General features: G+C 54.8%; 10 protein-coding genes, 1 tRNA gene and 1 pseudogene. 8 read left to right on the forward strand and 4 right to left on the reverse strand.

Features of this window, described 5'->3' with window-relative positions; all coding sequences use genetic code 11:
* Window positions 1-86 precede the first annotated feature (86 nt).
* A tRNA-Val gene (locus NFR25_RS06350) sits at window positions 87-161 on the forward strand.
* 64 nt (window positions 162-225) lie between these two features.
* Here NFR25_RS06350 and NFR25_RS06355 read toward each other — a convergent pair.
* The 3 genes and pseudogenes from NFR25_RS06355 to NFR25_RS06365 all read right to left on the reverse strand — a co-directional run.
* A complete protein-coding gene (locus tag NFR25_RS06355) occupies window positions 226-1134 on the reverse strand; it encodes an NYN domain-containing protein (RefSeq protein WP_251198412.1) in 909 nt (302 codons plus the stop codon).
* Between the two features lie 274 nt (window positions 1135-1408).
* A complete protein-coding gene (gene queA / locus NFR25_RS06360) occupies window positions 1409-2539 on the reverse strand; it encodes a tRNA preQ1(34) S-adenosylmethionine ribosyltransferase-isomerase QueA (protein ID WP_251198465.1) in 1131 nt (376 codons plus the stop codon).
* Window positions 2540-2632: 93 nt separating this feature from the next.
* Window positions 2633-3148: pseudogene (locus NFR25_RS06365) on the reverse strand (epoxyqueuosine reductase QueH); the annotation flags it as partial.
* A gap of 111 nt (window positions 3149-3259) precedes the next feature.
* Here NFR25_RS06365 and NFR25_RS06370 point away from each other — a divergent pair.
* From NFR25_RS06370 to NFR25_RS06390, 5 genes are all read left to right on the forward strand, one after another.
* Window positions 3260-3997 (forward strand): HAD family hydrolase, encoded by a 738-nt coding sequence (locus tag NFR25_RS06370; protein ID WP_251198413.1) that lies wholly within the window; start codon window positions 3260-3262, stop codon window positions 3995-3997.
* Complete coding sequence (tgt, locus tag NFR25_RS06375) at window positions 3997-5142, forward strand: tRNA guanosine(34) transglycosylase Tgt (RefSeq protein ID WP_251198466.1); 1146 nt, start codon at window positions 3997-3999, stop codon at window positions 5140-5142. Before NFR25_RS06370 ends, tgt begins: the two co-directional genes overlap by 1 nt.
* A 159-nt stretch (window positions 5143-5301) precedes the next feature.
* Window positions 5302-8142 carry a protein translocase subunit SecD gene (gene secD, locus NFR25_RS06380; protein WP_251198414.1) on the forward strand — a complete coding sequence of 947 codons (2841 nt, stop codon included), beginning with the start codon at window positions 5302-5304 and terminating at the stop codon, window positions 8140-8142.
* A complete protein-coding gene (locus NFR25_RS06385) occupies window positions 8139-8459 on the forward strand; it encodes a DUF1292 domain-containing protein (protein ID WP_251198415.1) in 321 nt (106 codons plus the stop codon). Before secD ends, NFR25_RS06385 begins: the two co-directional genes overlap by 4 nt.
* 531 nt (window positions 8460-8990) lie before the next feature.
* Window positions 8991-10400 carry an alanine/glycine:cation symporter family protein gene (locus NFR25_RS06390; RefSeq protein WP_251198467.1) on the forward strand — a complete coding sequence of 470 codons (1410 nt, stop codon included), beginning with the start codon at window positions 8991-8993 and terminating at the stop codon, window positions 10398-10400.
* A 215-nt stretch (window positions 10401-10615) separates the two neighbouring features.
* Here the strand turns inward: NFR25_RS06390 and NFR25_RS06395 are convergent, their stop codons facing one another.
* On the reverse strand, window positions 10616-11554 hold the full coding sequence (locus NFR25_RS06395) for a ketopantoate reductase family protein (RefSeq protein ID WP_251198416.1): 939 nt from the start codon (window positions 11552-11554) through the stop codon (window positions 10616-10618).
* Between the two features lie 322 nt (window positions 11555-11876).
* On the opposite strand from NFR25_RS06395, the gene NFR25_RS06400 reads away from it, so the two are divergent.
* Together NFR25_RS06400 and NFR25_RS06405 are read left to right on the forward strand one after the other, a co-directional pair.
* A complete protein-coding gene (locus tag NFR25_RS06400; protein WP_251198417.1) occupies window positions 11877-12854 on the forward strand; it encodes a hypothetical protein in 978 nt (325 codons plus the stop codon).
* A gap of 268 nt (window positions 12855-13122) precedes the next feature.
* Window positions 13123-13944 carry an SDR family NAD(P)-dependent oxidoreductase gene (locus NFR25_RS06405; protein ID WP_251198418.1) on the forward strand — a complete coding sequence of 274 codons (822 nt, stop codon included), beginning with the start codon at window positions 13123-13125 and terminating at the stop codon, window positions 13942-13944.
* Window positions 13945-14065 lie beyond the last annotated feature (121 nt).

The raw sequence follows: 14065 nt of genomic DNA on the forward strand, positions 1-14065 counted from the left end.
AGTTAAGCCCCTCTTCGCCGAAAGTACTGCGGTGTAGTCCGTGGGAGGATAGGGCGTTCTGCTCATGCAGGGCATTTACTGAATTCGGGCGATTGGCGCAGCGGGAGCGCAGCTGCCTTACAAGCAGAAGGTCACAGGTTCAAATCCTGTATCGCCCACCATCGAATCAAAGCCGGCTTCTAGCCGGCTTTTCTTTTGCGTTCAAGGTTAACTATGTTCAAGACATCAATCTTCGATCAGGCGGAAGAAGATAGCGCGAGCATTGGGGTCGTCTGAAGGAGCAACGCTGCGGTCTTCGAAGATCTTGAGGGATTGGACGAAGGGCACGAACTTCTTGAATCCGAAGTTACGGGTGTCGAAGTCGTTCAAGCGACGTGAGAGCAAGCTTGCCAGGTTCGAAGCAGCCATCCAGCCTTCGTCATCGCTGTATTCTTCGAGGATGTTGATAAGGGCATCGGTTACTTCAACGATGTCAGTGCCATCGCTGTAAGCGTGCTTGTCGTCGAATTCTTCAACTTCTGCGGAAGTGGTCTTTTCAGGGGCAGCTTTGGCATGCTTAGCTTCAGCTACACGGTCTTTGCTCGCTTGTTTGGTCGAGGTCTTTGGGGTTGTTTCTTCCTTGGCTGCTGAAGCGGCCTTCTCACGATCCTTGTTCTCGTCAGATTTGCGCTTGCGCTTCTGGTCTTTTCGTTCTTGTTCCGCATAGACAACGTCGAGGTAGACGAACTTATTGCAGGCGGAAATGAACGAACGCGGAGTCTTCTGTTCGCCAATGCCCAGAACGTACATCTCGGACTCGCGCAGGCGGGAAGCTAGACGCGTGAAGTCACTGTCGGAGGATACGATGCAGAAAGCATCGAGTTTCCCCTGGTAGAGTAGGTCCATTGCATCGATGATAAGAGCGGAGTCAGAAGAATTCTTGCCTGCAGTATTGCTGTATTGCTGGATAGGCTGGATGGCGTGATCGAGCAGCTGCTTTTTCCAGGGACCAAGCTGGGTGGAGGTCCAGTTGCCGTAGATTCGCTTGTAGATAACGTTGCCAAGACTCGACGCCTCTTGCAAGATGGTGTGCGCGTATTTGCTCGAGATGTTCTCTGCATCGATGAGCACAGCAACTTTCATATCTTTACGCATAGTTGATCCTTCTCGTGCGTTTTCATTCATGCTGAATACTTTACCGCTTTTAATGCGTTTGCGGCCTTGCGCGTACCCAACCGATACCAACCAGACAAAAAGGGGGACAGGTCCCAAACTGTCCCGGACAGAAAGGGGACAGGCCAGGATTACCGAAAGGGTTTCCCCGATAAGCCTTCAGGGTGTTTGGTTAGTTGGGGGCTGTTCTTCAAAATGTTTAGGCGATTCCGGCCCGTCCCCAAAGTGTCCGGGACAGAATGGGACCTGTCCCCAGTTAGTAGAGAAACATGGCATCGCCGAAGGAGAGGAGGCGATACTTGCGCTTGATGGCGTGGCGATAGGCCTTCATCACGTTGTCGCGCGAAGAGAACGCAGACACAAGCATCATGAGCGTGGAGCGAGGCACATGGAAATTCGTGATGAGCGCATCGACCACTTTGAATTCGTATCCTGGGAAGATGAACAGATCGGTGGTCTGGCGATCGCGCGCCAACAGCTGGTTGCTCTCTTTGTCCCAGGCGCTCTCAAGGCTGCGCACGCTAGTGGTTCCCACTGCGATAACACGGCCGCCATGCTTCTTGGTCTCAAGGATGGCATCAACGGTCTTTTGCGGAACACTGTAGTATTCGGTATGCATTTGATGCTCGTGCGGATCTTCGACATCGACCACGCGGAAGGTATCGAGCCCTACTTCCAAATGCACCGTCTCGAAGCCAACGCCCTTTTCCTTCAGGCGCGCGATCAGCTCGGGCGTGAAGTGGAGTCCAGCCGTGGGCGCTGCTGCACTCTTTTCTTCACGCGAGAAGACGGTCTGGTAGAGCTCTTCATCGCCCTGATAGTTCTTGATGTAGGGCGGCAAGGGCGTATGCCCCACCTGATGGAGCGCATCATCGAGCGACGAGAGTGGCGTGGTAAGACGCACCAAGCGCTCGCCTTTTTGCGCGTCCTCGACCCAGTCAAGTATCTCAGCCTGCATGAGCGGGGTTGTATCTTTGCCCTTACCCTCGCTCTCGGCATCGGCTTTGGCATCAGTATCAGCATCAGAAGCGAAGAAATCGACCACTGCGCCAGGCTTCAGGCGACGGCCCGGCTTCACGAGCGCCTCCCAGACCGCACTTGCATCGGTCTTAGGCTCCACATCGAATCGTTCGCGCAGCAATAACACTTCGGCAGCACCGCCCGTTTCATGCTTCGAACCCAGCAAGCGGGCAGGGATGACACGCGTCTCGTTGGCTACCAGCAGATCGCCTGGTTTCAGGTAGTCGTAGATGTCGCGGAAGATGCGATCTTGCAAGCTGCCATTCTCGCGCTTCATCACCAGCATCTTGCAACCATCACGGTCGGGGTGAGGGGTTTGCGCGATAAGCTCTGGCGGCAGATCGTAATCGAAATCGGACGTGGTCAGAGAGGCAAGCTTGCGCTGCTTGTCTTCGAGCTTCTTCACGCGCCTTGCAGCTTTGCGCTCTTCGCGTTCTTGCGCCGCTTCTTCATCGGACCAATGGCAACCGCAGTAGTTCTGGCGATACATCTCCATATCGCGGCTCTTCTCGGTAGCAGTGGGGTAGAAGGGGCGATAATCCTCGAACACCACGTCAAGTTCAGGGTAAGGCTCTGCTGCTGCCAGGAGCTCCTGCTCGATAGCTTCGGTGAATTGGTAGGGACTTACCGAAAGCGTGGTACCTACAGCTTCGAAGCCCATTTCACTGGCCATCACGCACAATTCATCGAAGCGAAAACGATAGCAAGCCTGGCAGCGCATCTTGCGCGCCTGTCCCTCCTGCCAACGGTTGCTCATGTGCTCATTCCATGTATCAGGGTCGTATGATCCCTCGATAACGGGTACTCCTTCAGCCTTCGCCCAGGCTAGCAGCGTATCCAGACGCTTGCGGTATTCATCAGGCGCATCGATGTTCGAATTGATATAAGCGATGGTGATATCATGACCTGCTTCGCGAAGGATGCGCGCAGGCTCGATCGAACACGGCCCGCAACAAGCATGAAGTAGCACTTTCATAGGATATTTCTCTCCTTTGAACCTTGCTTATACTAACATTGAATGAAACGAAATGACACATTTGCCTGCGGTCTTCGCTTGTTGCGAGCGCAAGCGCTGAAGGAGCTCACTATGTCACCGAGCCAGCCTACTACCTATAAGACCATCTTCTTCGATCTTGATGGAACCTTGCTTCCGCTCGATATGGATGCTTTCTTGCATGAATACTTCGCGCGATTGGGTAAGTTCGCAGGTGAGAGGGGCTATGATTCCGAGCGCATCCTCCACGCGGTGAATGAAGGGGTGCACAGCATGATCAAGCCGGAAGGGCCCATGAACGATGTGTGCTTCTGGGAGACCTTCGAGCGTCTTTCGGGCATTTCACGTGCAGAGATGGAACCGTTGTTGCTGGAGTTCTATCGCACGTCCTTCGATGAGATCGGCAATTCGATCACGCCCGATCCCAATGCCGCAGCAGTGGTGAAGGAGTTGAAGGACAAAGGCTATCAGCTGTTCCTTACCACCATGCCGCTGTTCCCGCGTATTGCGGTGGAGGCTCGCCTGCGCTGGGCTGGTATCGATGATGCAAGCGTATTCGACCGCATCACCACCTATGACAATTCGCACGCTACCAAGCCATTTCCGCTCTACTATGAAGAGAACATCGCGCTCGCTCAGGGCGAAGGCAGCGAGATCTTGATGGTAGGGAATAACACTCAGGAAGACCTTGCTTGTTGCGCGCTGGGCGCTGATGCGTTCTTGGTCACCGACTGGCTGCTCGATCCTATCAACTTCGATTACAGCGAAATGAAGCATGGGTCGCTCGCTGACCTGCTCGAATTCGTGAAGACCTTGCCGGAGTGTGAATGATGGCACTGTTCGACTACACGCTCGATGCTAGATCGGGCCATGCGCGTGCCGGCAGCTTCGAGACCGCACACGGGACCATCAAGACGCCGGTGTTCATGCCTGTAGGCACGAGCGCGACTGTGAAGGGCATTCGCACCCAAACGCTCGAAGAGATCGGCGCGCAGGTCATCCTTGCGAACACCTATCATCTTTCACTGCGTCCAGGCGAAGACCTGGTCGCAGAAGCGGGCGGCCTTCATAAGTTCATGAACTATCCAGGCCCGATCCTTACCGATAGCGGTGGCTTTCAGGTGTTCTCGCTAGCGGACACCCTGAAGCTCGATAGCGACGGTCTGACCTTCCGTTCCATCTACGATGGCGCGAACATCCGCTGGACCCCCGAGACCAACATGGAGATCCAGCAAAAACTTGGCGCTGATATCATCATGCAGCTCGATCAGTGCACGCCCTATCCTGCCGAATACGATTTCGTCGACAAGGCCGTAGAGCTCTCCGCGAACTGGGCGCGTCGTTGTTTGGCGGCTCATCATCGCGAAGACCAGACGCTCTTCGGGATCGTGCAGGGAGGCATGGAGCTCGATCTGCGTCTGAAGTCGGTGGAGCTGCTGCAGCAGATCAATGATGAATCCATCGCTGCGGGACACAAGGGCTTTGGCGGGTTCGGCATCGGTGGATATTCGGTAGGCGAAGAACATGAGGTCATGTTCGAAACGCTCGGCCTGGTTGCTCGCGCGCTGCCTGAAGACAAGCCACGTTACCTGATGGGCGTTGGCAATCCCACCACGCTGGTGAGAGCGGTTGGGGAAGGCGTTGATATGTTCGACTGTGTGCTGCCTACTCGCACGGCGCGCATGGGCACGGCTTTCTCCTCTGAGGGTCGTATGAACATGCGAAATGCTAAGTATACGCATGATTTTACGCCGCTCGATCATGCTTGCGATTGCCCAACGTGCAAGAACCATACCCGCGCCTACATTCGCCATCTTGTTAAGCAGAACGAGATGCTCGGTGCTATCCTGCTCTCCATCCATAATCTGTGGTTCCTCATCCACTTGATGGACCGCGCACGTGATGCGGTGCTTGCGGGAGGATACGATGAATTCCTCGCCGATTGGATGAACTCGCCTGCGGCTAAGGATTACTAGGCGTTATTCCACGAAATCTGCTCAAACCAACCTAGAAAAACGGAGCGATTTTGGTATTCTTGAAAGTTGGATCAAGAAGGTTGTTCGTGTGCCCTTTCGCAGGCCCGAAAGCAGCACGTGAGCAACTATGAATAAATCGAAACACGATGGGAAAAGTTGATGGATCAGGGCGAAAGCAAAAAGGGTTCAGAAGACAAGGCACTCGAGAAGAAGCGCAAGGCTGCTGCGAAGGCTGCTGACCGTGCTCGCAAGGAACGCGAAAAGAGCGCCAAGAAGAAGGCTAAGGCTGATGCAAGCCGCGACAAGAGCCGATCAGCTGCGGTCGCTGCTTCGATCAAGGCGTCCAAGAAGGGCAGCAAGCGCCAGTCGAACCCGACGCGCCGCAACATCTGGCTGCTCATCGTCACTACAGCGCTGGTCATCGGTTCGATCATCATGTTCACGCCTCCTGCGGAGAAGATCAACCAAGGCCTCGACATTCGTGGTGGTCTGTCCGTTGTTTTGAGCGCGCAGAGCACTGACGGTGAAGAGATTCCCGCAGAGGATATGGAATCGGCTCGCTCGGTCATCGAGTCTCGTGTCAACGCGCTCGGCGCATCCGAAGCAACCGTTCAGATTCAAGGCAATAACCAGATCCTTGTCCAGATCCCAGGTCTCTCTGATACAGAGACCGCGCTGGCAACCATCGGTAAGACCGGTAAGCTCGACCTGGCTCGCGCCGATTCATTCGTGAACATGGCCGACCGTGAAGCTATCGCGCAGGATGCGTATGCGTCTCACGAGGCATATCGCGATGTGTTCGGTAACACCTTCGTAGGCGAGACCACGCACTACCGCGAAGTTGAACCGGGGTCTTATACGCCGGTGATCACGGGTGAGAACATCGAACGCGTCACCATTGGCAAGGCATCCGAGACCAGCACTGACTATGCGGTCAACATCAAGCTTGACGCTGAAGGCACGGAGAAGTTCGCTGAAGCAACCCGCGAACTGGCACCCGACAAGGGCAAGATCGCGATCGTGCTCGATAATCAGATCCAGTCGGCACCCGCAGTTCAGGCTGAGATCCCCACTGGCGACGTGCAGATCACGGGCGGTTATAGCTTGAAGGACGCACAGGCGCTCCAGACAGTGCTCGAATCTGGCTCGCTGCCTGTTAGCTTCCAGTACGAACAGAGCCAGGTGGTAGGCCCGACGCTCGGTCAGGACGCTTTGATGAGCGGCTTGCTCGTTGCGATCATCGGCCTCTTGATCGTTATGATCTACCTGCTGTTCTTCTATAAGGGCCTGGGTACGCTCACCGCAGCGGCCATGATCGTGTTCTCAGTCCTCTATCTGGGCTTGCTCGCACTGCTCTCCGCGTTCGGCTTCTTCTCGCTGTCACTGGCAGGCGTTGCAGGTATCGTTCTAACGATCGGTGTTGCAGCCGACTCCTCGATCCTTACGCTTGAGCGCTTCCGTGAAGAGATCCGTATGGGCAGGAGCGTGCGCGCTTCTTCCATCACGGGCGTCAAGCACGCCATCGTCACCTCCATCGACGCTGACTTGGTCACCCTGGTTTCGGCGTTGACGCTGTTCTTTTTGGCATCTGCTTCGGTCAAGGGCTTCGGTCTTACGCTGTCGCTCGGTATCTTGTGCGACATCGCGGTAATGTTGTTGTTCAAGGCACCTATCATCCGCCTGCTCGCCCCGAAGGTCATTGCGAACCATCCCGAATTCTGGGATGTGAAGGATAGCGAGCATGCAGCCGAGATCTACGGCGAAGTGGCAGAAGCTGAGGGCGTGAGCATCGACGAGGTCGAAACGGGCGAGATGATGGATCAGTCCATCGCTCGCAAGTATGCAGAACGCGTGGGTGCGGTAGCCATGGCGGCCCAAGAGAAGGTCGAGTCGCTCAAAGGTCGCTTCATCAAGCGCGATATTCCCTTCATGAAGGTGCGTAAGATATTGCTCTCGGTCTCCGCGTGTCTTATCGTGCTTTCGATCGCGCTCGTGGGTATTCGCGGTCTTAATTTCGGTATCGAATTCGTGGGTGGTACGTCCATCAGCTTCCACGGTACTGGGGAAGTGTCCATCGATGACATGCGCGAGGCATTCGCTAATGCGGGCGAACCTGATGCGGTCATCCAGACTACCATGACCGACGGTTCAGAAGGCTTCCTCATCCGCACCACCACTACCTCGGCTGAAGAGGCGGCTGACCATGCGAACCAAGTTGCGCAAGCACTCGATCTTTCGACCGAGAGTTATGAGGTGACCACCATCGGTCCTGACTGGGGCGCGGGCGTCATCCAGTCTTCGCTCATGGCGTTCTTCGTGTCGCTGATCTTGATCATCATCTATATCGCGATCCGCTTCGAGTACAAGATGGGTGTTATGGCGGTCGTTGCGCTATTGCACGACCTGATAATCGTCATTGGCGCGTATGCACTGTTCGGACGCGAATTCACGCCGAATGCGGTCGCGGGCTTGCTCACCATCTTGGGTTATTCGCTCTACGACACGGTGGTCGTGTTCCACCGCATGGTGGACAACATGAAGGAATCGCGCGTTCGCTGCTCCTTCATGACCATGGCGAACCATTCGGTGAACCAGGTGCTCATCCGTACCATCAATACAACGCTCACCTCGCTCGTCCCAGTTCTTGCGATGCTCATCTTCGGTGGCGAGACCTTGAAGGACTTCGCATTCGCGATGGTGGTAGGCTTGCTCGCAGGTTCGTATTCATCCATCGCGGTAGCAACGCCGCTCTATGCATTGTGGAAGTCGCGCGAGCCGAAGTACCAGAAGGCCGATAAGCGCTTCGGCAGCACCTTGGGTGAATTCGTCTACACCACTGGTTTGACGGCTGCCCCCGCAACTGCTGGCGCTACGGCTGGTAGTGGTTCTGCAAGCGGTGCAACTTCTGCTCCTGCTAAGGCTTCTGCTTCGAATGGAAAGAAAGGTTCGGGCAAGCAGGATAACAAGCCGATACGCTACAAGAGAAAGAAAAAAGAATGAGACAAGCGAGCGATCCTGATTTCGCGCCGCCCGTAGAGGAGGGCGCGATCTACACTTTCCAGGATGAAAAAGGCGAGACCATCAGCCTTGAATTCTTGGGTTTGATCCTGCATAACAACAGGCGATATGGCTTCTTCTTCCCAGCAGGGGTCGAAGGCGAGCCACTAGGCTCTGGCGAAGTGCTCATCTTGGAGGTCACTGAACTCGACGATGAAGGTCAGCCTGAATCGTTTGAATTGCTGGTCGATGAAGCTATTGCTGCGGAAGTTTATGATAAGTTCCGCAAGGCTACGTCAGGAATGTATGATTTCTCTTAAGGCGAATGCCTACAAAGCGAATCAAATCTTGACCGAAACGCCCTCATAAGAGGGCGTTTTTATGGGTGCTTGCAAGGTTGTTGCCGCAGGATCGATCCGTTCTGTGCGCAGTCTTTGGTGAGAGTCGATCTAGTTGTTTGGCGAGGGTTGATCCAGCCGTTTAGCGAGGGTTGCTCCCGTTATAGCTAGATTCCCCGCAGGGCCAATCTATTCCGCTCACTCATTTCCGCCGCTTTGTAACATGTTCGTAGCAAAAGCTAGTCTACAATGCTAAAGCGCTTTAGTTGAAGATAGTGCGCGGTTCGCCGTGGCACGTTGAAAGCGTGAATTCTCCGAGTTCGGAATTGCGAGCGAAGGCAACGCGGTTGCCGCAGAGTTGAGAAAAGGATTCTCATGGAAGATTTCTTCTACCAATTTTTTATCGGACCTTTCGTAGAGTTGGGTGCTGGCTTCACCACTGCCGGCACGGGCGATAACACCTGGATCGAAGATATCGTCGCAACGGTCGACGGTTTCGTGTGGGGTCCCATCATGATCCTGCTGCTCTTGGGCACGCATGTCTTCATGACCTTCCGCACAGGTTTCATCCAGCGCAAGATCCCGAAGGCCATCAAGCTCTCCGTTACCAAGGACAGTGGCGCAGGTGACGTGAGCCCCTTCGCGGCGCTCACCACATCGCTGGCAGCTACTATCGGTACGGGCAACATCATCGGTGTGGGCACGGCGCTCATCGCGGGTGGCCCTGGTGCTATCTTTTGGATGTGGATCACGGGTGTTTTCGGTATCGCAACCAAGTACTCTGAAACGCTCATCGCGGTGAAGTACCGCGTTAAGGACCATAACGGCAACATGCTCGGCGGTGCTATGTATGCGCTGCAGCGCGGCTTCAAGCGCAAGACGCTCGGCAAGGTGCTGGGCATCTTGTTCGCAGTGTTCGCCGCCATCGCATCGTTCGGTATCGGTGCTGCGGTCCAGGCGAATTCGCTTTCGGGTGCTATCGTTTCCCTCTCGGGCACGGCGGCAATCGCAGAAGCGAATATCGATGTGTTCGGTCTGTTCATGACCTCCCCGCTGCAGATCATCGTGGGTCTTATCCTGGTGGCCCTGATCGCGGTGGTCATCATGGGCGGTATCAAGGTCATCTCGCGCGTATGCGAAAAGCTCATCCCTGCGATGACCATCTTCTACGTGCTGGCTTGCTTGGTGCTCATCGTTATCAATGGTCAGTATTTCATCGACGCTATCGGTCTGATCGTGGTTTGCGCCTTCACTCCGCAGGCTGCATTCGGCGGTGCAGTTGGCACTTCCATCATGATCGCGCTGCAGCTTGGTTGCGCACGCGGTCTGTTCTCCAACGAATCTGGTCTGGGTTCTTCGCCGCTGGTCGCTTCTTCCGCTATCACGCGCAACCCTGCTCGTCAGGCACTCGTTTCCATGACCGGCACCTTCTGGGATACCGTTATCGTTTGTGCTCTCACGGGTATCGCGCTGGTCTCTTCTATCTTGGCAAGCCCCGAGATCTCTGCTGCTTTCAATGATGGCAGTTTCCTGGGCGCAACGGCCACGCTGGTCACCACGTGCTTCGCGCAGATTCCGGTGGTAGGTCCGCTGGTCCTGTGCATCGGCCTGGTGTTGTTCGCTTATTCGACCATGGTCGGTTGGTCTTACTACGGCAACCGTTGCATCACCTACCTGTTCGGTAAGCATGCCATCAAGCCTTACCAGATCGTGTTCTTGTGCATCTGCTTCTTGGGCGCTATCGGCCTGCAGGGCTTCGTGTGGGATATCTCCGACATCACCAACGCGCTCATGGCGGTTCCGAACCTTATCGCGGTCCTGGGTCTTTCAGCTCTGATCGCACGCGAGACCAAGCATTACGTTTGGGGCAATCGCCTAGAGGAAGAGGACACCACGCCCATCCCCATAGAAGAATCGAAGTAGACAAAAAGGGGGCAGCCCCCATTTTGTCTACAAAGATAGTCTCATTCCGCTCGAAAAAGCTCCTGCCCGGTTTTCCGGCCAGGAGTTTTTCTTTTTGATGCCACCTGCACCCCTTGGTGCCAGACACGATTCTGTCCCGGACACTTTGGTGCCAAACACAAAACCGTCCCGGGCAGAATCGTGCCAGAGTCAAGTGAATGACGAAGACAATCTGTCTACAGCGCGGGATCGTAGATCTCGGTGTAACGTTCGATCCCTTTGACGCATGCAACAAGCGTTTCATTCACGGGTGTTTCGATCTGGTGGCGCTTGCCGTAGGTGACCACAGCACCGTTTATCACATCAATCTCGGTGCGACGGTGCTTCTCTAAGCTTTGCAGAATGGATGGCTTGAAATCGTAAGGAAGATTCTCACGCGCTAGTTCCAACACTTCGCGCGGATCGTGACGCGTGAGCATGATGCCTTCGGCAATGGCAACGCGCATACCTTCGCTGACCGCTGCAAGTGCGGTGTCCACCAATTCAGGATGCTGATAGAAGTCGCCATAGGGAAGCTTGGTCACGCCGCAGACAGCGCCTGTTGCTACATTGATGAGCAGTTTATCCCAGATGATATTCTTCATGTGCTTTGAGGCGATGCATTCCATTCCGGCATCGTTGAACAGCTGAGCAACGTTCTCGATTCGTGGCGTGATGGGACCGCTATATTCGCCGATGAAGGTCTGCTTGCCTTCGGTGGTCGACTGGACCTTGCCCGGTTCTAGCATCATCCCACCAATATAGGTCTTGCCTGCGATGACCTGGTTCGGGTCGAGCAGTTCACAGAGCAGGTCCTCGTTGCCAAGACCATTTTGGAGTGAAAGCACTATGGTCTCTGGTCCGATGACGCTGCGATTCGTCTCGATGCATTCGCGCGTGTCGAAGGACTTGCACATCACCAGCACAAGATCGGCTGGCTCAAGTCCCTCGGCGGTAGTCTGGGCACGAACATCTGCCCTCTCTTCACCGTGTGGGGTAACGAGCGTGAGCCCTGATCGGTCGATAGCTTCTACGTGCGCCGCGCGTCCGATGAGCGTTACATCATTTCCTGCAAGCGCCAACGTGCCTCCGATCGCGCTACCGAGCGATCCAGCTCCCAAAACTGCGATGTTCATAGTTCCCCCTTGTCAATTTCCCTTGCATCCATACTACAGGGATAAGAGGACGGAGGCAAAAGTAAAGGGGACAGGTCCAAAACTGTCCGGGACAGAAAGGGGACAGGTCAGACATCCCATTTGGTAATTCTGGCCTGTCCCCAAAGTGTCCGGGACAAAAGCGGACCCGTCCCCGGGGTGTTCGAAAGCGACCTACCTTCCCCCCGATTTATTCAGAAATTATTGGCATGGATGTCAAGGCTGGTATTTCGCGAAAGAGGATGATAGTATTTCCGAGGTCAGCGGCCCATCATTGGGTCATTGCTGGAGAGGAAGGAAGACTATGGAGAAGACAAGATCCCACGGGTTCGCTTTCGCAGCCCTGTTCAGCAGCTTATTCGCTTTGGTCATTGCAGCATGCTTTTATGCAACGCCCGCTCACGCCGATGAACAACAAAGCAAGATCGATTCGCGTGCACTGTCTATGTCCATCGTTTCGGGTGGCACATGGATCCATGAGACGCAAGGATGGTGGATCAAGAAGCCTGATGGAAGCTATCCGAAGAACGAGTGGGTGCTGGCGGATAACAAGATCTATCGATTCAATGCTAGTGGCTGGATGCAAACTGGCTGGGTCAAGGTTGATGGGCAGTGGTATTACTGTAGTCGCAGCGGTGATCTGCAGACGGGCTGGAAGAAGCTTTCGGGAAAATGGTATTACCTTGCAGCTGATGGCGCTATGCAGACTGGTAAGCAAGAGATCGACAAGAAGACCTACTTCTTCAAGAGCTCGGGTGCCATGGTAACAGGCTGGAACAAGGAATCCGATGGCTGGCATTATTATGCTGGTTCTGGCGCAATGAAGACAGGCTGGCAGAAGGTTGGAGGCAAGTGGTATTACCTGGCCGACAGCGGCATCATGAAGACTGGCTGGCAGCAGATCGGTGGAACTTGGTATTACCTCAATGGTTCTGGAGCCATGAAGACTGGCTGGTTGAAGTCGGGCGGCAAGTGGTATTACTTGAATGGTTCTGGGGCAATGCAGACAAATCGTTGGATCGGTGATTATTACGTTGGCTCTGATGGCGTGATGGCTACGAACACAACCATCGATGGCTATCGAGTTGGCAGCGATGGCAAGTGGATCAAGCAGACTCAGAGTGCTTCGACTCAGAACACTTCTATGGTCACATACGCATCGGGATCGAGTGTTTATCACACCAAGAATTGTCGAAGCGCCGCGAAGATCAATAACCCCATTACGGTTTCTTTGAGCAAGGCTCAGAGCATGGGATTACGCCTTTGCAAGAATTGCGCGTAGGTCTGGCGTAGCGCTCTTTTTAGATTATCGATCGAAGGCGGCGAATTCTTTCGTCGCCTTTTTCTTTGGAACGCTTCGGGGGCAGGTCCCAAACTGTCCGGGACAAAAAGGGGACAGGTCAGACATCCCATTTGGTAATCCTGGCCTGTCCCAAAGTGTCCGGGACAAAAACGGACCTGCCCCCAAGGTGTCCGGGTTTGTTCGTGTATGACTTACGTACGAATCGTGGTAGAGTCTTGGCATGAGAGCTTCTGGGAAGGGGAGAGCGATGAAGGGGAGCAACTTCACTATCTTGGAAACGGGGAAGATGGACATTCCGCGCTTCGACCTAACGGACAAGGTGGCTATCATCACGGGTGTTGCGAGCGAGATCGGCATCGGCCGCGGTATCGCACGCACGTTCGCAGCCTATGGCGCGCGATTGGTGGTTGCCGACATGGACGCGGAAGGGATCGAACTTCGCGCCCAAGAGATCGCAGAAGAGTTCGATGCCGAGGTCATTCCCGTACGGTGTGACATTCGAAGCGATGAGGATCGCAAGACCTTGGTGGACACTTGCATGAACGCATTCGGCCGCATCGATATCTTAGTGAACAATGCGGGCGTTGTACTGAGCAATGATCAGCTGGCTCAAGATGTGACCGAAGAAGAATGGGACCGAGTGGTGGACACCGACTACAAGGCCGTTTTCTTCCTGACGCAGCGCGTTGCCGAGATCATGATCGAACAAGAGCGAGGCAATATTATCAACATTGCCTCGGTAGTAGCACGTGTGGCTTCGACGCGCATGTTGCCGTACGCATCGGCGAAAGCTGCAGTAGTGCAGATGACGCGCTGCATGGCCTTCGAGTGGGCGCGCTTCAATATCCGTGCGAATTGCATCTGTCCTGGCTATATTGAAACGAACATGACGCAATCAACGCTCAATAAGCCTGCGGCCTACGAGGCCATTACGCGTCCGATCCCTCACAATCGTAAGGTGGGTGATCCGCTCGACATCGCAGCAGCAGCTTTGTTCTTGGCTTGCGATTGCTCTGACATGGTGAATGGGACCCCGCTCTACGTAGATGGAGCTCGCTCTATCTGGTAGAGAGGGGATAGCGGATAGATAGGGATGGTGGCGGAAGCGACTGGGGCACGGGACGGTTTTGCCCCCTGTCCCTATGAGAGGTTCCCTATTGGAGACCTGCCGTTGACAAAAGAACTGCGCC

Source organism: Anaerotardibacter muris, assembly GCF_943192915.1.
Classification (GTDB): domain Bacteria; phylum Actinomycetota; class Coriobacteriia; order Coriobacteriales; family Eggerthellaceae; genus Anaerotardibacter; species Anaerotardibacter muris.